The organism is Streptomyces sp. NBC_01314, assembly GCF_041435215.1.
GTDB lineage: Bacteria > Actinomycetota > Actinomycetes > Streptomycetales > Streptomycetaceae > Streptomyces.
On sequence record NZ_CP108394.1, the window covers coordinates 1934301 to 1958706 of the forward strand.

Genomic DNA, 24406 nt, shown 5'->3' on the forward strand with positions numbered 1-24406 from the left:
GGGCCGGCGCCGACTTCCCTGTCGGGTCAGCTCGTGACGCGGAAGGTGGCGTCGTTGCGTGCGGTGGCGGTGGTGATGGGGTCGAGCTTCAGTTCGAAGGCGTAGTGGCGGATGTAGCGGTCGGGGTGGTTGTACGACTGGAAGGACGACCAGGAGGAGTCGGCGAGTCCGGCGACCTGCCGGAAGGTGGCGTCGGCGGCGAACTGGGTGCTGCCGTCGTTGTAGGCCAGCTGGAAGTCGAAGTTGACGTGGCGCAGGAAGTATCCGGGGAAGTTGACCGACTCGAAGGAGACGGTTCCGGACCCGGCCAGGCCGGGCCGCGGCCGGAACTGGGCGTCCTGGTTGGTGATGTTCTGGTCGATGCGCACGTCGAAGTTGGTGTGCCGCACGTAGCGGTCCTGGAAGTTGAACGACTGGAGCCGCTTGGGGGCGATATTGGCGTAGCGCGCCTGCACCCGGCTCTCCTCGGCGGCCGTCAGGGTCAGGATCTCACCGTGCCGCTTCTTCGTCCCGCCCATGCTGTAGCTTCCCGACGCCGGCAGGCGGTAACTGCTCGACGTGGACGGGTTGGTGGTCAGGACCGGCATGTAACCGCGGCTGGTGGCGTACTGGTCGAGGTAGAGGGCCCACTCGTTACGGTCACGGAACTTCATCCACATCGGGCCCTCGACCTGGGCGCCGGTGAGGCCGATGCCGGAGAGGTTACCGATGGTGGTCCAGGTCCCCAGGATCGAGTTGCTGCCCTCGAGGGTGATCTGCCCGTCGCCGGAGGCACGCACGTAGCGGTACTGACCGACGCCCGCCGGCTGCTCGATGATCTGGGTGTCGATGATGCCCTGGGTGCCGGGGCGGTCGATGAAGAGCTGCGGGGTCGTGATGGTGTGGAAGTCCGAGGTGCGGGCGTAGTAGATGCGGTGCTTCAGCACGCCGCCCAGGGTCGCGTTGGTCGCCCAGTACAGGACGTAGTCGTTGGTGTCCTCGTCCCAGATCGCTTCCGGCGCCCACGCGTTGCGCCCATCGGGGATCGCGCCGGCGACGTTCAGCAGCCAGGGCTGTGACCAGGTGACCAGGTCACTCGACTCCCACACCACGAGGTTGCGGCTGCCGTTGGACGTGGAGTCACCCCACGACTGGCCGCAGCCGATGCACAGGTCGGTCGCGATGATCCAGTACTTGCTCCCGTCGGGAGAACGGACCAGGGCGGGGTCACGCACCCCGCGCGTGCCCACCATGGAGCGCAGGACCATGCCCCCGCCGTTGAGGTCGTTCCAGTTCAGGCCGTCCGTGCTGTGCGAGAAGTAGATCTGCTGCCCCGTTGCCCCCTCCCCGATGAAGTGCGCCATCAGATAGCCCGGATCGGCGGCGGCGGCCCGCTGGGGCATGGTCAGGACCTGGGCGGTGAAGAGCAGGCAGGCGGCGACCAGTATCGCCGTCAGCCGGGCTCGAAGCGCTGACATGTACATATCCTGTCTTTCTGGGGGCCACGATCAGGTGAAAGTGGAGTCGAGGGAGAAGCTCGCGGTCTCTGCGCCGCTGGAGCGATCTGTTGCCGCGCGACGCGGGACGCTGCGCTGCCGAGGAACCGCCGAACGGCCGGGTCGCCTGTGCGTGATCGGAACCGTAGACACCTCCGGCACGGGGAGGGGCACCCCGTGCCGGCCATAGGCAGGCGTCGAATCGCCGTGCCCAGGAGATGTCCTCAGGGCCGACCCGCTCGATGCGTCCGCGCGCCGGTGCTGACTAGCCTCGGCTCCACTTCTGGGTGGCGTTGCCGAGAGCCGTCCACAGCTGGACCGGCGATCCGTTGGCCTTCGCCGAGTTCTTCACATCGACCGCGAGGCCGTTGGAGCGGTTGATGACGGAGCCGTCCATGCGGAACGACCACTTCTGGCTGGACTTGCCGTTGCAGATCCAGAGGATCAGCTTGGTACCGGCGGTGGTGCCGTCGCCGGCCGCGGCCAGGCAGTTGCCCGCGACGCGGAGTTCACCCGCGGCGGTCTGCGTGATGGTCTGGTTCTGGTTCCCGGAGCAGTCCCAGATCTGTACCTGCACACCTGTCTGTCCGTTGGGCACGTCGAGGCAGCGACCCGAGTTGGCGCCCTTCAGCGTGAAGGGGTTCGCCGGTGCCGGCTCCTGGACGAGCTGCCACTCCTGTGCGTCGTCCGCCGCGGGGTCCGTGGCCGCGTTGATCGACGCCTGCAGGGTGACGGGGCCACTCTGGGCGGCGCCCGTCATGAAGAGGCTCGTGTTACGGACCGATCGGATCTTGTAGTAGCCGTCGGTCGAGGGGGCGAGGGTCCACTGCTTGTCGGTGGCTCCGTCGTCGACCCACTGGGCCAGGCGCTGCCCTGCTGTCGCGCTGCCGGTCCAGACGGCGACTGAGCGGCCACCGGCCTTGTTGAGCAGGGAGACGTTGCCGCTCTTCTCCGTCACGTGCCAGCGCTGCGTGTCGTCCGCGGCATCCTTGTCGCGCAGGACGAGGTCGGGCGCGTTCCCGGTGAGGTTCGCGTCCTGCGTCTTTCCGGCGTCCGGGCTGAGGACCTGACCGGTCGCGCGGTTGACGAGGGTGCTGTAGGTGCCGGCGGACCGGCCGAGGTCGACCTCGGCGTACTTCACCGGACCGACGCTGCCGCCCGCCCACGCGGCCTGGAGGATCAGGACGCGTCCCGTGCCGTCCACGTACTGGAGGTTGCGGCTGTACCCGGCGGCGATCGGCGTCTGGTACTCCTTCCAGGTGCCGTCACTGCGGCCGGACTCGTTCACCCAGACGTTCTTGTCACCGGCGGCGTTCATCACGATCCGTCCGTCCGGCAGCGGCTGGAGCACCGGGCTGCCGCCGGTCGGCAGAGTGCGCCCACCGGCCGGCACGGGCAGCTCGCTGATCGGGTGGTCGGCGGCGGCGTAGAACTTCAGCGGATCGTCCGCGATCCTGTAGCGGACGTCCGGGCCGCCTACGAAGTACTCGTAGGTCATGAGCCACTTGCCGTCGGTGGTCGGTGCCAGCGTCGTCATGCCGGGGCGCTTGCCGCCGATCTGCGTCTTGCCGTTGCCCCGGCTGACCGTGGTACCCGCCATGTCGACGACCGGCTGGCTCCAGGACGTGCTGCGGCCGTCCCAGGTCTTGTGCGCGAGGATCTGGCCGTCCGAGTCCGGCGCGGTGTCGTTGTCCGGGTCGAGGTCCGGTATGCCGGTGGTGGCGTCGTAGCTGAGGTAGTCGTTCTCGTCGGAGTAGTAGGCGACGAGTTTGCCGTTGCGGGCGATCAGGTACGGCTCCCAGACCGGGTCCTGTTGCGCGTTGGTGTTGGCGCTCGAGTCGGTCCCGCCCTGCCAGCTGCCGGTAGCGATGATGTTCTCGACGCTCCAGGTCGCGCCCTGGTCGGTGCTGGCGTACAGGGCGATCGCCACGTCCTTGCGGTCACCGTTACCGGTCGGCGCCCAGTTGAGGTCGGCGGCCTTCTTCTCCTTGTAGTAGTAGTCGTCCCCCGAGACCACGCTCGCGAGAAGCAAGGTGCCGGCGCGGAGGTCTCCCACGTCCTGCGGGAGCACGTAGAAGTAAGGGTTCGTCCAGTTACTGGTGTATTTGGCATATTTCGGGTCACTGGACAGTTCGGAGGGCGGCTTCACATCGGTCAGCTTCTGCCAGGTCGTGCCGTCGTCGTCGCTCTTGTAGACAGGCAGCGTCTGCCCCACCGGAGCGCCCTGGCTGTTCTCGAACGACGCCACGATCCGGCCGCCCGGCAACTGGGCCGACTTCGGGTAGAGGACACAGGGCCTCTTGTTGCACGCGGCGGAATTGTCCGCCACATAAAGATTCGACGAGCTCGGCTGATATGCCGACGCGCTCGTCGCGGAGGCAAGGGCGACTGCCATGCCGACGCAGCCGGCCGTCGCTGCCGCAAAAGCCTTCCGTACCAAGGGTCTTGTCATCGAAGGTCCTCTGAGCTCATGGCGGTGGCGGGTGAATAACCTGGTGCCTGTGTCATCGGAGTATCAGGAAGCGGAGCCCTGATGTCACCGGCGGGTTTCCGAAAGAGTTTCGTAGCCCGGTCCTCCGCGGGTATTGACGGCGTCGACCGGGGCCCACAGCCACGTGACCGGTGGTTTTTGTCGTCCGTGCAGTGCTCTTGCCGCCGCCTGCCGAGCCCCGTTACTTTGCAGCGGAGTTTTGGCAGATACGCGGCGCGGTCCGGCACATCGGTGTTCGGCTAACAGAACGGGCATCGAGGAAGTGACACATCGAGGTCGGGGCCGACAAGAAGCGCAGTACGGTTTGCTGACGAACATCGCCGCCGAAGCGGGAGTCTCGCTCAGTACCGTGTCCAAGGTGGTGCACCGACGTCGGGACGTCGGCGCGGCGACGCGCGCCAGAGTCGAGGAGCTGCTGGACCGCTACAGCTACGCCCGCCCGTGGGAGCGGGACCCCTCGACGCCCCGGCAGATCATCGCGGTGTTCCGTGACCTGTCGGGCCCGTACACCTTGGAGGTGGCGCGCGGGATCGTGGACGCGGCCGGTGAGTTGGGCATCAACGTGGTCACCGGGACCACGGGCCGCCGGTCCATTTCCGGATGGCTCGAGGAGTGCGTGGCGCTCGGTGCGGCCGGGATGGTCATCGTGATCTCGATGCTGGCCGAAGAGGATCAGCGCCGGATCGTCGAGCAGCGGATCCCCGTGGTGCTGATCGACCCGCTCAGCGCGCCGACGCAGGACATTCCCAGCATCGGCGTGACGAACTGGAGCGGCGCCCGGGAGGCCGTGCAACACCTGCTGGACCTCGGGCACACCCGGATCGGCATGGTCGCGGGCCGCTCGCATTCTCTGGCCGGGGCGGCACGCGTGCACGGCTACCGGGCCGCCCTGGAGGAAGCCGCCCTGGCCTACGACCCCGCGATCGTCCGCTCGACCGACTTCGACTACGACGAAGCGCTCGCCGCCAGCCTGCAGATCCTGCGGGCCGACGACCCGCCCACGGCCGTCTTCGCGGCCAGCGACGCACAGGCGCTCGGCGTGCTGGAGGCCGCACGTCAGCAGGGACTGGGCGTACCGGACGACCTGGCGGTGATGTCCTTCGACGACACCCTGGTGGCGGCCATGGCCTGCCCGCCGCTGAGCGCCGTACGGCAGCCGTTCGAGGAGCTGGGGCGCGAGGCGACGCGGATCCTCCTGGAACTCGCCCAGGGCCGGCCGCCCGCGTCCCCGCGCATCGAGCTCGCCACGGAGCTCGTGCTGCGGACGTCGACGAGGGCTCGCACTCCGGCGGTTTCCGGGTAACGCGATCCGGCCGGCGGCGCATGCCACCGGCCCCTTCGTCCGCCTCCCGCCGGCTCACCTCCGTTCGACGGACACGGGAACGGTGTGATGCCGCAGGACCGTCGCGTCCCGCTCCACGCCGACCAGCTGTATGACCTCCCGCGCCGGTGTGTCCAGGCTGGAGGAGCCCGCGTGGAGCACGATCTCGCCGGGTTCGACGACGCGTCGGCCGTCCAGGCCGGTGAAGGCCAGGCGGTCGGTGTGGACGTGGAAACGGATGGTCGCCTGCTCACCGGGAGCGAGGGCGACCTTGGCGAAGCCGAGCAGGAAACACACCGGTCGAGTAACTTGCGCGACCGGGTCGATGGCGTACAGCTGTACCGTTTCGGCGCCCGCCACCGCCCCCGTGTTGCGCACCCGCGCGCTGACCGTGAACTCGCCGTCCGTGGGCACCTGGTCACGGTCGACGGTAACCAGGTCGGTCTCGAACGTGGTGTACGACAGTCCGTGGCCGAACGGGAACGCGGGGGTGGGGTCGAGGTTGGACAGGAAGCTCTGTCGGTCGCCGAGCGGCGGGTGGAGGTAGGTGTACGGCTGCCCGCCCGGCGAGGCGGGGATCTGCACGGGGAGCTTTCCACTGAAGTTGGCCCGCCCGGAAAGGAGTTGGGCCACCGCCCGGCCGCCCTCCTCCCCCGGCAGGAAGACCTGCACCAAGGCCGCGGCGGCGGGCGCGAACCGGCCCAAGGCGTAGGGCCTGCCGCTGCTGACGACCACCACCACCGGCTTCCCGGTCTCCAGGAGCGCCTCGACCAGTGCCTCCTGGACGCCCGGCAGCCGCAGATCCTCCACGTCGCAGCCCTCCCCCGAGGTGCCGATGCCGAACATGCCCGCCTTGTCGCCGACGACGAGGACGGTGAGGTCGGCCGCCGCGCAGGCCGCGACTGCGGCCGGGATGCCGGAGCGGTCCTCGTCGCGGATCGGGCAGCCCTGCGCGAACTCCCAATGAACGGACGGCAGTTCCTCAGCGAGGGCGGTGCGTAGGGAGACCGCCTCGACGCCGTCGCCGAGGTCGTCGCGGTCTGCGAGGACATGGTTGGGGAAGCTGTAGCAGCCGAACATGGTGCGCACGTCGTCGGCGCACGGGCCGATCAATGCGATCCGGCCGACGGACAGGAGAGGCAGGGTCCCGTCGTTCGACAGCAGAACGGCGCTCGACTGTGCCACGGCGTAGGCAAGCCCACGGTTCTCCGGCTTGTCGAGGTCCAGTTCGCCCGCGCGCAGAGCGGGGGGCCGTGGGTCCCAGTCGGGATCCAGCAGCCCGAGTTCGATCTTCTGCCGCAGCACCCGGCGCACGGCGCGGTCGACCAGATCTTCGTCCACCAGCCCCTGTTGTACGGCGTGGACGAGGGCGTCGCCGAAGCCGCGCTGGTCGGGCAGTTCCACGTCCATCCCGGCGCTCAGCGCGAGCGCGCCGGCGTCGCGCAGGTCGGCGGCCACCCGGTGGGCGCTCACCAGGAAGGGCAGGGACCAGTAGTCGGAGACGACGGTCCCCTCGAACCCCCACGCCTCACGCAGGACTTCGGTCAGCAGCCACCGGCTGGCGGCGGGCGCCTCGCCGTCGATCTCGGCGTACGAGTTCATCACCGAACCCACGCCCGCGGCGACGAGCCGTTCGAAGGGCGGCAGGATGACATCGAACAGTTCGCGGCGGCCGACGTGCACGGGGGCGTGGTTGCGGCCGCCCATGGACGCGGAGTACCCGGCGAAGTGCTTGAGGGTGGCGTACACACCGGCGCTCTGCAGCCCGGTGACGTACGCCTCGGCCACCTCACCCACCAGGTACGGGTCCTCGCCGTAGGTCTCCTCGCAGCGACCCCAGCGGTAGTCGCGGATCACGTCGACGACCGGGGCGAGCCCCTGGTGGACGCCGGCCTCGGCCATGTCGGCCCCGATGGCCTCGCCGACCCGGCGGATCAGTTCGGGGTCGAAGGTGGCGGCCATCGCCAGCGAGGTGGGGTAGATGGTGGCGCCGTAGGCGGTGAAGCCGGTCAGGCACTCGTCGTGCGCCATGGCCGGGATGCCGAACCTGCTCTGGGCCACCACCTGCCGCTGGTGCTCGGCCAGGAGGCGGGCATGCTCCAGAGCAGGGCGGGGCAGGGTCCCGTAGGGCCGGGTGAGCTGTCCCAGACCGTGCCGGGCGGTTTCGTCGAGGTCGCCGACGCGGCCGAAGTGGTTGCTGCCCGGGGCCACTTCCGGGCCGTCGGCCTCGATGTCCTCCCAGGTGCTGCTGAGCTGGGCGACCTTCTCGGGGAGGGTGAGCCGGGCGAGAAGGGCCTCGGCCCGATCGGGGGCCGGCCGGGCGAGATCGGCCCAAGGCCGGTCGTCCTGTTCCTGGGGCGTGCCGCCGTGGTCCGGCATGGTGGTCGTCATTCACGACTCCTCGGGGATGGCCGATGCGCGAGGGGGCGCGCGCGGTGTGCGTGGGCATGCCGACGGGACCGGGCGCGCTGCCCGGCCGTCGTTCGAGGCGAACTGCCCTACAAAGTGGGCTACTTGGAGAAACCGGCGGTGAGGCCGGCGACGAGCTGGCGGCGGGCGAGGATGAACAGCGCGAGCATCGGCAGGGTGGAGAGCACCACCGCGGCCATCGTCGCCGGTACGTCGATGCCGAACTGGCCCCGGTAGAGGGTCAGCGCCAGTGGCAGTACGGCTTTGTCGCCGCTCTGGGTGAGGATGAGCGGGAAGAGGAAGCCGTTCCAGACCTGCAGCCCGTCGTAGACCGCGACCGTCATCAGCGCCGGGCGCGCCAGCGGCGCCGCGAGCGAGACGAGCATGCGCCAGTCACCGGCGCCGTCCACGATCATCGCCTCGAACAGGGAGCGCGGCACGTCGCGCAGGAAGCTCACCAGAATCATCACGGTGATCGGCAGCGCGAACGCCGCCGAGGGCAGAACGATCGCGAGCAGGCTGTCGTACAGGTGCATTCTGATGATCAGCAGGTACACCGGGATGATCACCGCCTGCAGGGGGATCGCCAGGCCCAGCAGGTACAGCCGGAAGGACACGCGGGAAAGCCTGCTTCCGGCGTTGCGGACGATCGCGAACGAAGCCATGAGGGCGACGACGACAGCGACCACGGCCGTCGCCGCGGTGACGATGACGCTGTTGAGCAGGTAGGTCGTGAAGTCGCCGGCCAGGACGGTCCGGTAGTTGTCGAACGTGGGGTGGCCGGGCAGGGCCAGTGGGCTGTCGGCGGTGAAGTCGGCACGGCTGCGCAGGCTGGTGATCACCAGCCAGTACACGGGTATGACGACCACTGCCGCCCAGAAGAGCGTGGCGCTGCCTGTGAGGGCCCGCCACAGCACGCCGACGGCCATGATCCGACGGAGGGATCCGGGCCGCGGCGCCGCTACCGGGCGCTCGGCGCCACCTTCGCGGTCGTTGCCGGTACGGGGATCGCGGGTCTTGGTGACGGTGGTGCTCACATGCCCTCCTGCTGGCTGTCCATCCGGGTGAAGCCGGACAAACGGGTGGTCAGCAGCGACAGACCGAGGCCGAAGACCACCAGGAGGGCGGCGACGGCGCTGGCCCGGCCCATGTCATGGGCCTGGAAGCCGGTGATGTACATGGAAAGAGGAAGGACGCGGGTGGCGGTGCCCGGGCCGCCGGTGCCGCCGGACAGGACGAAGATCAGGTCGAAGTAGGTCAGCGAGCCGACGAGCATGAGCGTGCTGGACGTGACCATCGTGTACTTCAACTGCGGAAGCGTGATCCGCCGGAAACGGGTCGCCGGCCCGGCGCCGTCAAGGGCGGCGGCCTCGTACAGGACGGTCGGGATCTGCCGTATGCCGGCCTGATAGAGCAGGGCGTGGAACGGCACGAACTGCCACGCGATCACGAAGATCACGGTGTACAGGGCCAGGTCCGGGGAGCCCAGCAGCGGCTTCGCCAGCCAGTGCAGTCCGGGTGTGGCGCCGATGCCGAAGGACGGGTCGAGCAGAGCCTGCCAGGTCAGGCCGATCGCCACGGCGGACAGCAGCAGCGGGAGGAAGAACAGTACGGCGAACAGGGCGCGCAGCCTCCCGCGGGGCGCCTGGAAGATGCCGAGCGCCAGGGCGACGGGCGTCTGGACCAGCCAGCTGATCACCATCACCTTGACGGTGAGCCACAGCGCCTGCCAGGTGGCACCGTCGGTCAGGACAGCGCTCCAGTTGGCGACGCCCGCCCAGCCGACGGAGCCCAGGCCGTCCCAGCGGGCAAGACTGAGCACCACCACGCCCACGAGCGGGACGAGGCCGAACAGTCCGAAGAGGAGCAGGGCGGGGGCGGCCATGAGGAGGCCGCTGGAGCGGCGACCCCCTGCACGGCCGACTCGAACAGCGGTGGTCACGATGTCGCCTTGCTCATGTTCGTGCCGAACTCGGCGGGCGAGATCTGGCGCAGGAACGATTTGTCGGTGTTGGTCAGCAGCGGGTCGGCCTGGTCGGACGGCAGTGCCTGGTCCCAGGAGAGCTGGAAGCTCGGCGCGTTCTGCACCAGGCCGTAGACGAACGTGAGCCACGCCTTGTCGGACGACGACTTCACCGTCGCCAGCTTCGACTCCAGGCCATTGACCGGCGGCACACTGCCGGCGGCGAGGTAGGCGTCGACCTGGGAGTCGTTCAGAACGTAATCGTTGAAGTACGTCAGCGCGGCCGACTTGTTCTTGGTGCCCGAGTTCAGCGACAGGAAGTTCGAGGGGTTGCCCACGATGCTGTCCGCCTTGCCGGCACCGCCGGGCAGCGTCGGGAAGGCGGTGTAACCCAGGTCGCCCTTGGCCAGGAAATCGGGCGCGGCCTTGGCGATGTTGGCGTACTCCCAGGTGCCCATCACCTCCATCGCCGCCTTGCCCGTGTAAAGCAGGGCCGCGGAGGCACCCTGGTCGTAGCTGACGGAGGAAGCGTTGTCGCCGAAGGCGCCGGCCTTCGACAGGTCCTGCAGGTACTGGTTGGCCTGGGTGACCGAGGGGTCTTTCCAGGCCGAGGCGTCACCGGAGGCGATCTTCGTGAAGACGTCGGAGCCGCCCTGGCGGTCGAGCAGGTACTCCAGGTACATCAGCGTCGGCCACTTGGAGTTCGCCGCGAGCGACATCGGCACGACGTCCTTCGCCTTCAACTTCTTCACGGCCGCCAGCAGATCGGCGTACGTCTTCGGCGGCTCGACGCCCGCGTCAGCCAGCACCTTCTTGTTGTAGTAGAGGACGACCGGGGCGAGACCGTTGGCGGGCACACCGTAGACCTTGCCGCCGAAGGTGGCACTCTGCATCACACTGGGGGTGAACCGGTCGGCCTTCAGGTCCGACGCCCTCAGCGTGTCGACCTTGCCCGCCTTGACGTAGTCGTTCAGCGCGCCGCCACCCCAGCTGAAGAAGATGTCCGGAGCCTGGTTCGCACCGAAGGCGACGCGCAGCTTCTGCTTGTAGTCGTCGTTGGCGAACAGCCTCAGGGTGATCTTCTCGTCCGGGTGGTCCTTGTTGTAGGCGTCGACGGACTCTTTCAGGATCGTCTGGTCGTTGAGCGCCCACATCGTCAGGCCCTTCGCAGACGAGGTCGTGGACGGCCCCGACGTCCCGCACGCAGCGAGGCCCAGGGCCGCCGACGCGGTCACCGCAAACGCAACGACGCCTCGAATTCTGGGAGTTCCGAGAATTCCGCTGACAGGGATTCCCCGCATGGTGTGCCTCTCTTCTCTCGGCATGCCATTGGCATCGGTGATGCAGGCGAACCGGAAACCGCCACGAAAAGGTTTCGGATGCCCCACCGCGGGTGGCCTGCCTGCTGACCGGGACCCTGACACGACATTCACACCGGGGACAAGGACGGGAATTCCTCGGTTACGAAACACTTTCGCGCACCGCGCGGAAATGTCGCGAAGGACGACCGCCTGCCAGTGAGCGGAGCCCACAAGGGGGCACCGTCCGGCGGGACGTGCGGACGTATTCCGCCGTCTTGCCACGTGCGCCAACCTGCTCAGCTTGGAAGGCGGCGCTGCCGTCGAGTTCGGCCGGGCGACGTCGCTGGCTCGGGGTGCGGGGATGCCGACGTCAATGACGGTAGGGCCGGGCTTGGCATGCTCCGGCGCGACGAGACCGGGCACGTCCGTGGTGACGACGCCGCACGGCGTGCACCGCCACGCATGTCATGACCCTGACCGATTTGGGGACAGGCCGGAGCCTCCCCCGATCCCGGAGCGGTTCAGCGCAGCTTCTCGATCACCGACTCCTGACAACCCGACGAGTTCTTCGCCTGCAGGATCACCGGCCCGGTCGTGCCGGCACGCGTCGGAAGGATCTGATGCGCATCAGATGCCGTCGATGCCGCAGTCCTGCGCGCCGTCGACGATGCCGTCCGTGATCTCGTCGTTGCCCAGGCCCCAGTCCTTGTACGGGGGGTAGCGCGCGGTGAGCGCCTTCTCGTAGGCGTCGCCGTCGTCGCCGAGCAGTTCACGGCCCCGCCGCAGGCCAGTCGGCGTGGGCCGCCCCTGGCCCGTCGGAGCGTCGTACTGGCCGTCACGGCAACTCTGCGCCTCCAACTTGCCGACCAGGTCCCACGCCGCCAGGACCCTGAGCACCACAAAGTTGCTTGACTTAGGCAAGAGAAGTCTGATTGCCTAAGTCAAGCAACTTAACGCGCCGGAGGCTTCCATGTCCCACCCATTCACCCGCCACGCGAAGACCGGATCACCCGCTCCGCCCAGATCGAACGCCGTGGTCGGGGTGCTGGCCCTCGCCGGGATCGTCGTCTCGCTGATGCAGACCCTGGTCATCCCGATCGTCCCCGAGCTGCCGAAGTATCTGGACGCCTCGCCGTCGAACGCCGCCTGGGCGATCACCGCCACCCTGCTCGCCGCCGCCGTCGCCACCCCGGTCGTCGGACGCCTCGGCGACATGTTCGGCAAGCGCCGCATACTCCTGGTCAGCATCGTGCTGCTGGTATCCGGCTCGGTCGTCTGCGCCCTGAGCGACTCGCTCGTCCCGATGATCGTCGGCCGGACGCTCCAGGGCCTGGCGGCGGCCGTCGTCCCGCTCGGCATCAGCATCATGCGGGACGTCCTGCCCGCCGAGCGGCTTGCCGGCTCCACCGCCCTGATGAGCGCCTCCCTGGGCGTCGGCGGCGCCCTCGGTCTGCCCGCGGCCGCCTTCATCGCCGACCGCTACGACTGGCACATGCTGTTCTGGATCTCCGCCGCGCTCGGTGTCGTCGCCCTGGCGCTCCTGGTGCTGATCGTGCCCGAGTCGAAGGTCCGCACCGGCGGCAGCTTCGACCTGCTCGGCTCCCTCGGCCTGTCCGCCGCGCTGGTGTCCCTGCTGCTGGCCATCTCCAAGGGCGGCGACTGGGGCTGGACCAGCGGCACGACCCTGGGGCTGTTCGCCGCCGCTGTCGCGATCTTCATGGTGTGGGGACGGTACGAGCTGCGCACCGCCCAGCCGCTGGTGGACCTGCGCACCACCGCCCGCCGTCAGGTGCTGTTCACCAACCTCGCCTCGGTCGCACTCGGCTTCTCGATGTTCGCCATGTCGCTCGTCCTGCCGCAGGTCCTCCAGCTGCCCGAGCAGACCGGCTACGGGCTGGGCAAGTCCATGCTGGCAGTCGGCCTGATCCTGGCCCCGCAGGGGCTGGTGATGATGGCCATGTCCGCCGTGTCCGCCGCCCTCACCAAGGCGAAGGGCCCCAAGGTCACCCTGATGATCGGCGCGGTCGTCGTGGCCGCCGGGTACGGACTGAGCATCGCGTTGATGTCCGAGGTCTGGCACATCGTCCTGGTCGCCTGTGTCATCGGCTGCGGCGTCGGCTTCGCCTACGGGGCCATGCCCGCCCTGATCATGGGCGCGGTGCCCGCCTCCGAGACGGCCGCGGCCAACAGCCTCAACACTCTGATGCGCTCCATGGGCACGTCGTTCGCCAGCGCCCTCGCCGGCGTCATCCTGGCGCAGCTGACCACCGACTTCGGCGGCCACGCCCTGCCCTCCGAGAACGGCTTCAAGACGGTCATGGCCCTCGGTGCCGGCGCGGCCCTCCTGGCCTTCTTCCTCGCCTCGTTCCTCCCACGCCGGCAGGCCGCCGCCGCACCGGCCGAGCCGGCCGATGCCCCCGCCGAACCGGCGGAGATCTCCGGAGCGCGCTCGTAGTGGGCACCAGCTCAGGCGCCGCCCCCCGGACGGCCGTGGTGTAGCAGGCTGCACCCCCGGTTCGGGAGCGCGCTCCCTCGTCGCGGCACGCGGCGGACGGGATCGTGGTGAGCGGGTCGGTAAGCGAACCCACCCCCTCCCCCGCACTTCACCTCGAGAGGTACCTCCATGTCTGCGCTCCTCGCCACTGTCAAGTCGTTCGTCGCCAACCTGCTGCTCTGGAGCTTCTTCACCGCCGGTCTCGCCACCGCGATGGGCTCCGGTGTCGTTCTCGACGGCACCCAGAAGGACGTGGCCACCATCGCGGGGTCCGCCGTCGCACTCGTCACCGGTGTGCGCCTCGCGAAGAAGCCGAAGATCAAGGGCTTCCTGTCCAAGCCGGGCACGCTGTGGTTCCTGTTCCTGTTCAACGGCGGTGCTGCCGTGGCGATGTACTTCGCCCTGGACGGCGTGAAGGGAATCGCCGCCGCTGCCGCCATGGGGCTGGTCTCGCTCGGCGCGGCCGGCGGGATCGTCGCCAACTTTCGGAACGCGACCCACGCCTGAGACAGCGCGACCTGCTGGCGGGTGACGTGAGTCACGTCAGCTTGAGATGAGGGAGCTGACCGCAAGCTGTCAGCCCGCTCCGCTTCCATACCGGTGCCCGAACCCTTCCCTTCCCCCACCCCACATCACTGAGGAGACGTCATGTCCGATGCCCTGTCCTGCCCCGTCACCGGCGCCACCGGCCCGTTGCCCGATTACCCACTGCCGCGGGCGGCGGAGTGCCCGCTGGCTCCCGCCCCAGTCGCACAGGAGCTGCGGGACGAGAGGCCGATCACGAAGGTGCGGATCTGGAACGGCGCCACGCCCTGGCTGGTCACCCGTCACGCCGACCAGCGCGCCCTGCTGCCCGACTCCCGCGTCAGCGACGACGACCTCGACCCCGGTTTCCCGTACGTCAACGCCCACCGGGCGTCGATCGCGCCGCTCTCACCGCGGCTGATCACGAACACGGACGCCCCGGAGCACACGCGGCTGCGGCGGACCGTCAACGGGCCGTTCGTGGTCAAGCGGATCGAGAAGATGCGGGAGCGGGTCCAGAAGATCGTCGACGACCTGATCGACCAGATGCTCGCCGGCCCCAACCCGGCCGATCTGCTCGATGCGTTCGCGCTGCCGGTGCCGTCGCTGGTGATCGCCGAACTGCTCGGAGTGCCGTACACGGACCACGACTTCTTCCAGCGCAGCAGCAGCCTGGTGCTGGACGGTTCGGTGTCGGCGGAGGAGGCCAGGAGGGTCAGCGGTGAGCTGGCCGCTTATCTGGACAACCTGATCACCCAGAAGACGGTCGCCCCGCAGGACGACGTGCTCTCGGAGATGGCCGGCCGGGTCCAGGCCGGTGAGATGACGCACGCCGAGGCCGTCTCCATGGGCGTCGCGATGCTGATCGCCGGTCACGAGACCACCGCGACGATGATCAGTCTCGGCACCCTCGCCCTGCTGCAGCACCCCGACCAGCTCGCCCTGCTGCGCGAGACCGACGACCCGAAGGTCGTCGCCAACGCGGTGGACGAGGTGCTGCGCTACCTGTCCATCGTCCAGACCGGTGTGCGCAGGGTCGCCAAGGACGACATCGAGATCGGGGAGGTCGTCATCCGCAAGGGCGACGGCATCATCTTCGACCTGCATGCCGCGAACTGGGACCCGGAGGTCTTCCCCGAGGCCGAACGGCTCGACATCACCCGCCCGGCCCGTATCCACCAGGCGTTCGGCTACGGCCCCCACCAGTGTCTGGGCCAGAATCTGGCCCGGCTGGAACTCCAGGTCGTCTACGGCACCCTCTACCGACGCATCCCCACCCTGCGGCTCGCGGTTCCTGTCGAGGAGCTGGAGTTCGACCACACCGGGACCACCTACGGCGTGCACGGCCTGCCGGTGGCCTGGTGACCCCTCCCACCCCCACTGATCCCCCCACCGAGAGAACCGGGATGACAAGCATGCGTGTGGAACTGGACGTACCGAAGTGCGTGGCGTCGGGCCAGTGCGTGATGGCCGCCCCCGACGTCTTCGACCAGCGCGACGACGACGGCGTCGCGATCCTGCTGGAGGAGAGGCCGGGCGAGGACCTGCTCGACGATGTGCGCGAGGCCGTGGCCGTCTGCCCGGCCGCGGCGATCCGGCTGGTGGAGCGGTGAGGCGCGTCGTGGTCGTCGGCGCGTCGGCCGCGGGGCTCGCGGCGGCCGAGACGCTCCGCCGGACGGGCTTCGACGGCACACTGACCCTGGTCGGCGACGAACCGCACGCCCCCTACGACCGGCCCCCGCTGTCCAAGCAGATCCTCTCCGGCGCATGGACCACCGGGCAGCTCCCGTTGCGCCCGCAGGCCGACCTCGACGCACTCGGCCTCGACCTGCGGCTCGGAACGGCGGCGACGGGCCTCGACCTGACGAACCGTACGGTGCGGCTGGCCGACGGCTCGCACCTGCGCTACAACGGGCTGATCGTGGCCACGGGCGTCCGGCCCCGGCGGCTGCCCGGTGACCGGGGCGCGCACGTGCTGCGCACCCTGGACGACGCCCTCGCGCTGCGCGAGCGACTGAAGCCGGGCTGCCGGCTGGTCGTGGTGGGCGCCGGGTTCCTCGGCGCCGAGGCCGCCGCGGTGGCCTGGGGTCTTGGCGCCCGGGTGACCCTGCTGGAACCGGCTCCCGTGCCGCTGGCGCACGCCGTCGGCACCGAGGTGGGAAAGGTTCTCTCGCAGGCCCACGTCGACCACGGCGTCGAGCTGCGCACCGGCGTCACCGTGACCGGGGTGACCGACGAGGGCGTACGGCTCGCGGACGGCGAACTGGTCGAGGCCGACGAGGTCCTGGTCGCCATCGGCTCGCTGCCCAACACCGAGTGGCTGGCGGACAGCGAACTTCCCGTCGGCGACGGTGTGCTCTGCGACGCGTACTGCGCAGCCGCGCCGGGCGTGTACGCGGCCGGTGACGTGGCCCGCTGGGACAACCCGCTGTTCGGGACGTCGATGCGGATCGAGCACCGTACGAACGCCGCCGAGCAGGGCATGGCGGCCGCCCGCAATCTGCTCGCCGCGCCGGACGCGCGCAGGCCGTTCGCGCCGGTGCCGTACTTCTGGTCCGACCAGTACGACATGAAGATCCAGGCGTACGGCTATCTGCGCGGGCACGACGAAGTCGCCGTGGTGGACGGGGACCTGGCCGAGCGCAGGTTCGTAGTCGCCTATCGCACGGGCGAGCGGCTGACCGGCGCACTGGCGATCGGCATGCCGCCCAAGGCCGTCCGCATCTGGCGGCAGGCCATCGCGGGCGGGACGGCCTGGAGTGACGCCGTTCCGGCCGCCGGCACCGAGGCGGCCTGACCCCGCCTGACCTCGTCTGGCCCCGAGAACACACCCCGCCCCCGGGCGGGGGCGGACCTGTGCTGCTCCCGCCCTTTTCGACAAGGAGATCGCAGATGCACAACCGTACGGACGACCCGCGCGACGTGGTCGTCGTCACCGGAGCGGGCGGTATGGGAACGGCGGTCGCGCGCCGCCTGGGCAGCGGGCGGACGCTGATCCTCGCCGACTACTCGCGCGAACGACTCGATCAGGTCGTGGCAGAGCTGAGCGCCGAGGGATACACGGCGCAGGGCGTGCCGACCGACGTCTCCGACCGTGCCGCGGTCGAGGAACTCGCCCGGATCGCGGCGGAGCAGGGGCGGATCACCGCGGTGGTGCACACCGCCGGAGTCGCCGCCGCGACGGCCTCTGTCCGCAGAATCCTCGACGTGGACCTGCTCGGCACGGTGTACGTGATCGAGGCGTTCGAGAAAGTGGCCGTCAGAGGCACCTCGCTGGTCTGTATCGCCAGCCTAGCCGGGCACATGGCCTCGATCAGCGCTGAGGACGAGGCCGCCCTGGCGACGGCTCCCGCCGAGGAGTTGCTCGGTCTCGAGGCGGTCCCGGCCCTCGGTGACGATCCGACCGCCGCCTACATCCTCGCCAAACGCGCCAACCACATACGGGTGCAGGCGGCCGCCCTCGCCTGGAATCGGATCGGTGCCCGCATCAACACCATCAGCCCCGGTGTCATCGCCACCGCCATGGCGAAGGCGGAGGCCGACTCGGACGCGGACGGGCACATGCTCAAGATGCTCGACGCCTGCGGCGCGGGCCGGCCGGGCACGCCCGGCGAGATCGCCGACGCCGTGGCCTTCCTCACCGGCCCCGAGGCGCGCTACATCACCGGCACCGATCTGCTCGTCGACGGCGGACAGGCGGCCTGGATCCGCCAGCACATGCGGCGCCCCGGATGACGGTGGCCGAACTGGCCCGTCCGGCCACCCGCCCGGCCGGCCTGGGCAAGGCGCTGTGGCAGGCCGGGCGGGCCACCATCCATCTGCTCGTCGCCGCGGCGCTGGCGTTCGGCCTGTACCTGTTCGTCACGGTGCTGCTGATCACGGCGATCGCCACGGTCTCCGTCGTGGGCGCGTGGCTGCTGCCCGAGACGGTGCTGCTGATCCGCCGGATCACTGGGGCGAAGCGCACCCTAGTGGCTGCCTGGACGGGCCGGGAGATCCCCGAGGCGTACGAGCCGATTGCCGGCCCGCTGCGGGAGCGGCTGCGGATCGCGGTCCGGGACCCCGGCACCCTGACCGACCTGCGCTGGATGGCTGCCTCATACGTCTACGGGGCGCTGTTCTTTCTGGCGTTGCCCCTGTGGCCGCTGGGGCTGGTCGTCGACGGCGTGTGGTGCGGGCTGTCGCGCCGTGAGGCGCTCGTCCTGCCGTTGATCACCCGCCTCGCCGATGTGGAGGCCGGCTGGTCGGAGACCCTGCTCAAGCCCTCGCCCAAGGCACGGCTGGCCGCCCGTGTCGAGGAGCTGGCGGCCACCCGGACGGACGCGATCGCGGCGCACGGGGCCGAACTGCGCCGCATCGAGCGGGATCTGCACGACGGGGCGCAGGCCCGGCTGGTGGCGCTGTCCATGCGGATCGGACTGGCGGTACGCGCCTACGACCGCGACCCGCAGGCCGCGCACCGGCTGCTGGCCGACGCGCAGAACCAGGCAGAGGAGGCGCTGACCGAGCTGCGGCACGTGGTCCGCGGCATCCATCCGCCGATCCTCACCGACCGAGGTCTGGTCGGTGCAGTGCGGGCGCTGGCCGCGGTCAGTGGACTCGAGGTGACCGTGCGGGTGGACGGGCTGGAGGGCGAGGGGGTCCGGGCCCCGGCGGCAGTCGAGGCGGCCACCTACTTCGCCGTGGCGGAGGCGCTCACCAACGCCGCCAAGTACAGCAGCGCCGACCGGGCGTCGGTCGTCCTGGAACGCCTGCGCACCGGCCTGCGGGCCGTCGTCCGGGACGAGGGCGTAGGCGGCGCTGACGAGTCCGGTGACGGCTCAGGGCTGCTGGGCATCTGCCGCCGCGTCGCCGCCCTGGACGGGACCGTGACCGTGACCAGCCCCGTCGGGGGCCCGACCGTGATCGAAGTGGAGCTGCCGTGCGTGTGGTGATCGCCGAGGACAACGCCCTGCTCAGAGAAGGGCTCGTGCTGTTGCTGACCTCGGCCGGGCACGAGGTGGCGGCCGTCGCCTCCACCGGCCCCGAGATCCTCCCGACGCTGCTGGAGCACCGCCCGGACGCGGCCGTGCTCGACGTCCGGATGCCGCCGGGCTTCCGGGACGAGGGCCTGCGCGCCGCGCTGGAGGCCCGCGCGAGGGTTCCCGGGCTGCCCGTGCTGGTGCTCTCGCAGTACGTGGAGGAGTCCTACGCGGCCGAGTTGCTGGGCGGCGGGGCGAGCGGGGTCGGCTATCTGCTCAAGGACCGGGTGGGCCGGGTGGACGAGTTCCTGGAGGCGCTGGACCGGGTCGCGGGCGGGGGTACGGCTCTGGACCCGGAGGTGGTCACCGAGTTGCTCACCCGGCGCCGCGACTCGCCCCTGGACTCGCTGACGCCGCGCGAGCGCGAGGTGCTGAAGCTGATGGCCGAGGGGCACGACAACACCACCATCGCGCAGAGCCTCGTCGTCACCGAACGCGCCGTCAGCAAGCACATCGGCAACGTCTTCCTGAAGCTCGGCCTCCCGCCCAGCGACAGCGGCCACCGCAGGGTCCTGGCCGTGCTGGCCTATCTGAACGGCCGGTGACCGGGGCGCCGCTCCGCCCTGCACGCTGATCTTCGGCGCCGTCGACTTCGCCGCCGCTCTGAGCCAGGCCGGGACCTTCCTCGCCTACCGCGTCACCGTCTGCGACGCCCGCCCCGTCTTTGCAACCGCTGCCCGCTTCCCCGCACGCCGACGAGGTCGTCGTCGACTGGCCCCACCGCTACCTGGCCGCCACCGAGGTGGACGCCCGCACCGCCGTCTGCGTCCTCACCCACGACGCCGAATTCGACATCCCCCTCCTCGCCCTGGCCCTGAGTCTCCCCGTCGCCTACGTCGGCGCGATGGGCTCCCGCCGCACCCCCGAGGACCGCAACCAGCGGCTGCGCGAGGCAGAAGTCACGACGGGACAACTCACCCGCCTCAGCTCCCCCATCGGCCTCGACCTCGGCGCCCACACCCCCGAGGAAACAGCCATCGCCATGACCGCGGAGATCATCGCCCACAGCAACCGGGCCACCGGCCTGCCCCTGTCCCACGGCACCGGCCCCATCCACCGTTCCAGCCCTACGAGCCCACTCCCCCCACATACGGCTCGAACCGCCGCGTGAACCGCTCTCCGTCAACACCCTCCGCCCCTTCGGCGTCGTTGTCGACTTCCTGGAAGTAGTCGGTGCCGAGTTCGGCGAGCGGTACCTGGCCGGCGATCGCCAGGACGGGGGCTCTTGGCCGCGTCGTACAGCCCGTTGAGCAGATGGACGGAACCAGGTCCGACCGTGCCCATGCAGACGCCGAGGGTGCCGGAGAGCTGCGACTGGGCGCTCGCGGCGAACGCCGCCGCCTCCTCGTGCCGACAGCCCACCCGCTCCACGCCCTCGGTGGTGCGGTTGGCGTCCGTCAGGGGATTGAGCGCGTCTCCCCCAACGCCGAGCACCTGGCGCACGCCGAGTTCGCTCAGTGCGTCCACGATGACGCGGGCGACGGTACGGGCCACTTGAGTCCTCCAGGTCAGACGGTGAAGCGGTCGGGGTCGGCGGCCTGCCAGTCGGCTGCCCAGGCGGCAGGCGGCTCGGCGAGCAACTGGCTGGGTTCAAGCCAGTCGTACAGCTCCTCGTAGGAGCACTCGGTGTGCGGGGCGATGCGCCGGCGGAGCATGTGCGGGCGCAGCTCGGCGGGGTCGGTGACGCCCATGGACGCCATGATCTGCAGGGCGCTGGCCACGGTCGCTTCCTGGAAGCGCTGGACGCGTGGCGTCTTGTCACGGACGTCGAGGGCACGGGCGCGTCGGGGGTCCTGTGTGGTCACGCCGGTGAGGCAGGTGTTCGTGTGGCACCGCTGTACCTGGATGCAGCCGACGGCGAACATCATCGCCCGCGCCGCGTTGCCGTAGTCGGCACCCTGCAGCAGGCGTTTGACGAGATCGGTACCTGTGGCGATCTTGCCGCTCGCCCCGATCCTGATGCGATCGCGCAGGCCCGCGCCGACGAGGGCGTTGTGCACGGTGAGCAGGCCCTCGGTCAGCGGTGTTCCCACGTGGTCGGCGAATTCCAGCGGCGCGGCTCCGATGCCGCCTTCGCCTCCGTCCACCACGATGAAGTCCGGGGCCGTGCCCTCCGCCAGCATGGCCTTGCACACGGCGAGGAACTGTCGGCGCGACCCCACGCACAGCTTGAATCCGGTCGGCTTGCCACCGGACAGCTCTCGCATCCGGGCGATGAAGCGGACGAGTTCGCGCCGGGTGGAGAACACCTTGTGGTACAGCGGCGAGATGACCGTCTGCCCCTCGGGCACATCTCGTACTTTCGCTATCTCGGCGTTGACCTTCGCACCCGGCAGGACACCGCCGATGCCCGACTTGGCGCCCTGCGAGAGCTTCAGGGACACGCACTTGACGTGATCGTGCGCGGCCTTGTCGGCGAACTCAGCGGCGTCGAAGTCGCCGTCCCGGGTACGGCAGCCGAAGTATCCGGTGCCTACTTCCCAGATCAGGTCCCCTCTGGGCCTCAGGTGGTACTCCGACAGGCCGCCTTCACCGGTGTCGTGGGCGAAGCCCCCGGCCGCCGCTCCCCCGTTGAGCGCGAGGATCGCGTTGGCCGACAGAGAGCCGAAGCTCATCGCCGACACGTTGAGCAGCGCCATGTCGTAAGGACGGCTGCAGTCGGGGCCACCGACCCGCACCCGCGGAGGCGTCTTCGGTACCGGGCACGGGGCCATCGATGGCACCAGGAACTCGTAGCCCGGCTGGTACACGTCCCGTTCGGTGCCGTACGGCTGCTCGGTGTCCGTGCCTTTCGCCCGCTCGTAGACAATGCTGCGGACATCCCGGTCGAAGGGCCGACCGTCGAAGTTCCGCTCGATGAAGTACTGCTGCAACTCCCGGCGGATCCGCTCCAGAAGAAAACGGGCGTGCCCCAGAACAGGATAGTTGCGCAACATCGAATGCCGGCGCTGCAGTAGGTCCGCCGCACCCAGCAGACCCAGCAGGATGAGCGGCACGGCGGCCAAGCACCACCAGGGCGAGAGGCCTACCGCTGCAACGGCCGCCACCATGCCGGCGGTCAGAGTCAGGCGACGATTGTCATACGAGTCACCCCTCGCTCATTGCCCCAGGTCGGCATCCCAGTCCCGCGCTTCCGTCAACAAACCTGCAAGGTTCGGCGAGCGGCACGCGGACGAGCCTGGGCAGTGCCCGAAGCGCTGTGCCGGGAAACGGCCCACCGACAGCAGACGCGGCCGGAGGCACCGATCGAGCTCTGGGCCATCGTGAGCCATGGTGCGGAACCGGCCCCGCCACCTACGACGAACCGATCCGCCAGGCAGACGCGCCGGCACGGTCAGCGATGCCGGGCCGCCGCGTTACTCACGCCGACGCCACCTGTCACGTGCCCGCACGGAGCCGAACTTCGCGCCCTCACGGCTCGTGGTTCTACCTGCGCGGGACTTGAATTTGCACAAACAAACACTAGACCTGGTTGGTCGCGAAGAGTTCCTGAGTCGCATGCTGCGCATCGGGCGTAAGGCGCGTGTCGTCGCCGCGTCCTTGCTCCGGGTGCTTCGAGATAGGACAACCGACGGCGACAGTGCCCACGCTGGACGCTGCAACCCCACCAGCCCAGGAGCCCCGCCGGGCCGCATGCGGGGCTTCCTCAGCGAACGCCGGTCTCACACACCTATCACCGACTCCACCGACTCCCCCGGACCAGAAGCCTCTGACCTGGCCTTACGCGCCCGTGTCGGACTGGTTCGGACGCCCATGGACGGCATTTACAACCTGTGCCATGTGGTGCCGTTGCAGCCCAAACCGGAGGGCAGCCCCGACAGGCTTCGCTGCGACCTCAGGCCGCGTCCCACAGGCCGGCACCCAAAACCCGCGCCGCCTTGGCGATGCTCCCCGGCATCAGGTGCCGGTAGGTGCGATACGTCTCCTCGATCGACTTGTGGCCCATCCATTCCGCCACGTCGGTGATCGGTATCCCGTTCCCGAGGGCGTTCGAGGCGAAGTAGTGCCGGAAGCCGTACATGCCGACACCGTCCTCTGCGGGCAGGGCCTTGAAGAGCCTCTGCACACGGCGGCGTTCCATCGGTTCCGTATAGTAGCCGCTCGGGCCGCGCAGCAGATAGCCCTCCTTCGTGGTGCCGTGCTTCTCCTCGTATCGCTCCATCGCTTCGCGCACCGAGCGTGGCAGGGGAACCTCCCGGAAATCCCCCGCCTTGCGATGCTTCAGCTTCGCCGGCCGGTGCGTGTTGGAGTGGATCTGCTCGTGCACCCGGTAGACATCGCCCGCCACGACATTGTTGATGTTCACCGCCCGGGCTTCCCCGTTGCGCAAGCCGCAGCCCACCATCATGACGATCTCAAGCGCAAGGAACTCGTCAGCGGCTGTCAGCGCCTTCTTCACGTAGGCGAGGGAGGGGATGACCACCTTTTCGCGGACGTATTCCGGTTCCTGGACGCCCTTCACAGGGTCGTCCACCATGGCACCCTTTCCATATGCGTCTCGGAGGATCGCCTTGAGGACGCGGAAGATGTTCACCTGGTTTCCGCGCCCGACCCCGTCCGTCTCCAATTCGTCCAAGAAGCGCTCGACCACCATGGGCGTAACCGAGTTCAGTTTCCGCGACCCGAGACGAGGAACGATGTGCACGTTGATGGAGCTGTCCACGTGCCATCCCGTCGAGTACTCCGTCATCTTGCGCTGACGAGGCCGCCACTGCTTCGCGTATTCCGCGATCGTCTGCTGACCGAGTTCTCGGCGCACCTCGGCGACGGATGGTGCCGTTGTCTTCTTCTCCGTGTAGATCTGCGTGAGGCGCTCGATCGCATCGTCCTGCGTGTCGTAGCCGGCTTCTTCACGTTGCTTGCCGAGAGCGTCCCGGAACCGAATCGTGTACGGGTGCGGGCAACGGGTCGGCCTGGAACAACCGCACTCCTTGAAGAACGACCCCATCCCACGAGCAAGCTGTCGAGCCACGCATCAAGCCTTCCGAGCAGGGCGATGAGCGGCGCAGGAGGCCCCTGCCATAGGCGCAGATCAGCATGCCGGACACCGCCCGACCCGATGCTGACCTTTTGCTGACCTGGAGTCGGCAATCAAGGCTCTGACCTGCGGAAACACCCAACCGCTAGATCTTGGACTTGAACATGGTGCGCAGCATCGTGAACTCCTGGAAGACGGCTCCCTGCCTGCTTTCTGCAGGTCAAGGGCGTTCGTCACTGTACAACGGCACGCGTTGCACTCGAAGAAGTGAGGAACGTCGGTTCAGGCCGGCGAGAAGGATCCCTGCCTGTGATTGCGCGCGAAGCAGGCTGTTGTGACGCCGCCGACCGGGCGCCTGTTCGGACAGCCGTCTGGCGAGCTGTCGACCCACGAAACGAACCCTCCGAGCCCTTGCTGACCGTTTGCCG

18 protein-coding genes and 2 pseudogenes are annotated in these 24406 nt (G+C 69.3%); 10 read left to right on the forward strand and 10 right to left on the reverse strand.

The window, feature by feature from the left end:
- Nucleotides 1-26 precede the first annotated feature (26 nt).
- Together OG622_RS08575 and OG622_RS08580 are read right to left on the reverse strand one after the other, a co-directional pair.
- Nucleotides 27-1457, reverse strand: coding sequence for a glycoside hydrolase family 43 protein (locus OG622_RS08575; protein WP_371574529.1), 1431 nt, complete (start codon nucleotides 1455-1457; stop codon nucleotides 27-29).
- Nucleotides 1458-1740: 283 nt separating this feature from the next.
- The gene (locus OG622_RS08580; RefSeq protein WP_371574531.1) at nucleotides 1741-3927 is read right to left on the reverse strand and encodes an RICIN domain-containing protein; all 2187 of its coding nucleotides are present in this window, start codon (nucleotides 3925-3927) and stop codon (nucleotides 1741-1743) included.
- Nucleotides 3928-4228: 301 nt separating this feature from the next.
- Between OG622_RS08580 and OG622_RS08585 the strand changes: the two genes are divergently transcribed.
- On the forward strand, nucleotides 4229-5269 hold the full coding sequence (locus OG622_RS08585) for a LacI family DNA-binding transcriptional regulator (protein WP_371574533.1): 1041 nt from the start codon (nucleotides 4229-4231) through the stop codon (nucleotides 5267-5269).
- 54 nt (nucleotides 5270-5323) lie between these two features.
- On the opposite strand, the gene OG622_RS08590 is transcribed toward OG622_RS08585, so the two are convergent.
- The 5 genes from OG622_RS08590 to OG622_RS08610 all read right to left on the reverse strand — a co-directional run bounded on the left by OG622_RS08590 (nucleotide 5324) and on the right by OG622_RS08610 (nucleotide 11857).
- Nucleotides 5324-7678: a glycoside hydrolase family 3 N-terminal domain-containing protein gene (locus tag OG622_RS08590; protein WP_371574535.1), complete on the reverse strand. Its 2355-nt coding sequence runs from the start codon at nucleotides 7676-7678 to the stop codon at nucleotides 5324-5326.
- Between the two features lie 119 nt (nucleotides 7679-7797).
- Nucleotides 7798-8733: a carbohydrate ABC transporter permease gene (locus OG622_RS08595; protein ID WP_371574537.1), complete on the reverse strand. Its 936-nt coding sequence runs from the start codon at nucleotides 8731-8733 to the stop codon at nucleotides 7798-7800.
- Nucleotides 8730-9581, reverse strand: coding sequence for a carbohydrate ABC transporter permease (locus tag OG622_RS08600; protein ID WP_371584034.1), 852 nt, complete (start codon nucleotides 9579-9581; stop codon nucleotides 8730-8732). Before OG622_RS08600 ends, OG622_RS08595 begins: the two co-directional genes overlap by 4 nt.
- 53 nt (nucleotides 9582-9634) lie before the next feature.
- On the reverse strand, nucleotides 9635-10813 hold the full coding sequence (locus OG622_RS08605) for an extracellular solute-binding protein (protein WP_371574538.1): 1179 nt from the start codon (nucleotides 10811-10813) through the stop codon (nucleotides 9635-9637).
- 774 nt (nucleotides 10814-11587) lie between these two features.
- Entirely contained in the window at nucleotides 11588-11857 is a 270-nt protein-coding gene (locus tag OG622_RS08610; protein ID WP_371574540.1) for a hypothetical protein, read from the reverse strand.
- 73 nt (nucleotides 11858-11930) lie between these two features.
- Between OG622_RS08610 and OG622_RS08615 the strand changes: the two genes are divergently transcribed.
- The 9 genes and pseudogenes from OG622_RS08615 to OG622_RS08655 form a co-directional block, all read left to right on the forward strand.
- The gene (locus OG622_RS08615) at nucleotides 11931-13415 is read left to right on the forward strand and encodes an MFS transporter (protein WP_371574542.1); all 1485 of its coding nucleotides are present in this window, start codon (nucleotides 11931-11933) and stop codon (nucleotides 13413-13415) included.
- Between the two features lie 168 nt (nucleotides 13416-13583).
- Nucleotides 13584-13961, forward strand: coding sequence for a hypothetical protein (locus OG622_RS08620; RefSeq protein ID WP_371574544.1), 378 nt, complete (start codon nucleotides 13584-13586; stop codon nucleotides 13959-13961).
- Between the two features lie 141 nt (nucleotides 13962-14102).
- Nucleotides 14103-15344 carry a cytochrome P450 gene (locus tag OG622_RS08625; protein WP_371574545.1) on the forward strand — a complete coding sequence of 414 codons (1242 nt, stop codon included), beginning with the start codon at nucleotides 14103-14105 and terminating at the stop codon, nucleotides 15342-15344.
- Between the two features lie 50 nt (nucleotides 15345-15394).
- Nucleotides 15395-15592 carry a ferredoxin gene (locus OG622_RS08630; RefSeq protein ID WP_306922533.1) on the forward strand — a complete coding sequence of 66 codons (198 nt, stop codon included), beginning with the start codon at nucleotides 15395-15397 and terminating at the stop codon, nucleotides 15590-15592.
- Nucleotides 15589-16776: an NAD(P)/FAD-dependent oxidoreductase gene (locus tag OG622_RS08635; RefSeq protein WP_371574547.1), complete on the forward strand. Its 1188-nt coding sequence runs from the start codon at nucleotides 15589-15591 to the stop codon at nucleotides 16774-16776. Before OG622_RS08630 ends, OG622_RS08635 begins: the two co-directional genes overlap by 4 nt.
- Before the next feature lie 95 nt (nucleotides 16777-16871).
- Complete coding sequence (locus OG622_RS08640) at nucleotides 16872-17714, forward strand: SDR family oxidoreductase (protein WP_371574549.1); 843 nt, start codon at nucleotides 16872-16874, stop codon at nucleotides 17712-17714.
- Entirely contained in the window at nucleotides 17711-18913 is a 1203-nt protein-coding gene (locus tag OG622_RS08645; protein WP_371574550.1) for a histidine kinase, read from the forward strand. Before OG622_RS08640 ends, OG622_RS08645 begins: the two co-directional genes overlap by 4 nt.
- Nucleotides 18901-19545, forward strand: a complete 645-nt coding sequence (locus OG622_RS08650; protein ID WP_371574551.1) for a LuxR C-terminal-related transcriptional regulator — start codon at nucleotides 18901-18903, stop codon at nucleotides 19543-19545. The genes OG622_RS08645 and OG622_RS08650 overlap by 13 nt, the downstream gene beginning before the upstream one ends.
- Nucleotides 19546-19558: 13 nt before the next feature.
- Nucleotides 19559-20111, forward strand: a pseudogene (locus OG622_RS08655) (XdhC family protein); the annotation flags it as partial.
- Between the two features lie 31 nt (nucleotides 20112-20142).
- Here the strand turns inward: OG622_RS08655 and OG622_RS08660 are convergent.
- The 3 genes and pseudogenes from OG622_RS08660 to OG622_RS08670 form a co-directional block, all read right to left on the reverse strand.
- Nucleotides 20143-20494: pseudogene (locus OG622_RS08660) on the reverse strand (thiamine pyrophosphate-binding protein); the annotation flags it as partial.
- A gap of 14 nt (nucleotides 20495-20508) precedes the next feature.
- Nucleotides 20509-22050 (reverse strand): FMN-binding glutamate synthase family protein, encoded by a 1542-nt coding sequence (locus tag OG622_RS08665; protein ID WP_371574552.1) that lies wholly within the window; start codon nucleotides 22048-22050, stop codon nucleotides 20509-20511.
- A 785-nt stretch (nucleotides 22051-22835) separates the two neighbouring features.
- Nucleotides 22836-23948 carry a tyrosine-type recombinase/integrase gene (locus OG622_RS08670; protein WP_371574553.1) on the reverse strand — a complete coding sequence of 371 codons (1113 nt, stop codon included), beginning with the start codon at nucleotides 23946-23948 and terminating at the stop codon, nucleotides 22836-22838.
- Nucleotides 23949-24406: the final 458 nt, after the last annotated feature.

Coding starts and splice junctions, on each gene's coding strand:
- OG622_RS08625 (WP_371574545.1), top strand. CDS start 14,103: ATGTCCGATGCCCTGTCCTGCCCCGTCACCGGCGCCACCGGCCCGTTG.
- OG622_RS08580 (WP_371574531.1), bottom strand. CDS start 3,927: ATGACAAGACCCTTGGTACGGAAGGCTTTTGCGGCAGCGACGGCCGGC.
- OG622_RS08670 (WP_371574553.1), bottom strand. CDS start 23,948: ATGGGGTCGTTCTTCAAGGAGTGCGGTTGTTCCAGGCCGACCCGTTGC.
- OG622_RS08605 (WP_371574538.1), bottom strand. CDS start 10,813: ATGTGGGCGCTCAACGACCAGACGATCCTGAAAGAGTCCGTCGACGCC.
- OG622_RS08630 (WP_306922533.1), top strand. CDS start 15,395: ATGCGTGTGGAACTGGACGTACCGAAGTGCGTGGCGTCGGGCCAGTGC.
- OG622_RS08620 (WP_371574544.1), top strand. CDS start 13,584: ATGTCTGCGCTCCTCGCCACTGTCAAGTCGTTCGTCGCCAACCTGCTG.
- OG622_RS08665 (WP_371574552.1), bottom strand. CDS start 22,050: ATGGTGGCGGCCGTTGCAGCGGTAGGCCTCTCGCCCTGGTGGTGCTTG.
- OG622_RS08645 (WP_371574550.1), top strand. CDS start 17,711: ATGACGGTGGCCGAACTGGCCCGTCCGGCCACCCGCCCGGCCGGCCTG.
- OG622_RS08640 (WP_371574549.1), top strand. CDS start 16,872: ATGCACAACCGTACGGACGACCCGCGCGACGTGGTCGTCGTCACCGGA.
- OG622_RS08590 (WP_371574535.1), bottom strand. CDS start 7,678: ATGACGACCACCATGCCGGACCACGGCGGCACGCCCCAGGAACAGGAC.
- OG622_RS08615 (WP_371574542.1), top strand. CDS start 11,931: ATGTCCCACCCATTCACCCGCCACGCGAAGACCGGATCACCCGCTCCG.
- OG622_RS08575 (WP_371574529.1), bottom strand. CDS start 1,457: ATGTCAGCGCTTCGAGCCCGGCTGACGGCGATACTGGTCGCCGCCTGC.
- OG622_RS08600 (WP_371584034.1), bottom strand. CDS start 9,581: ATGGCCGCCCCCGCCCTGCTCCTCTTCGGACTGTTCGGCCTCGTCCCG.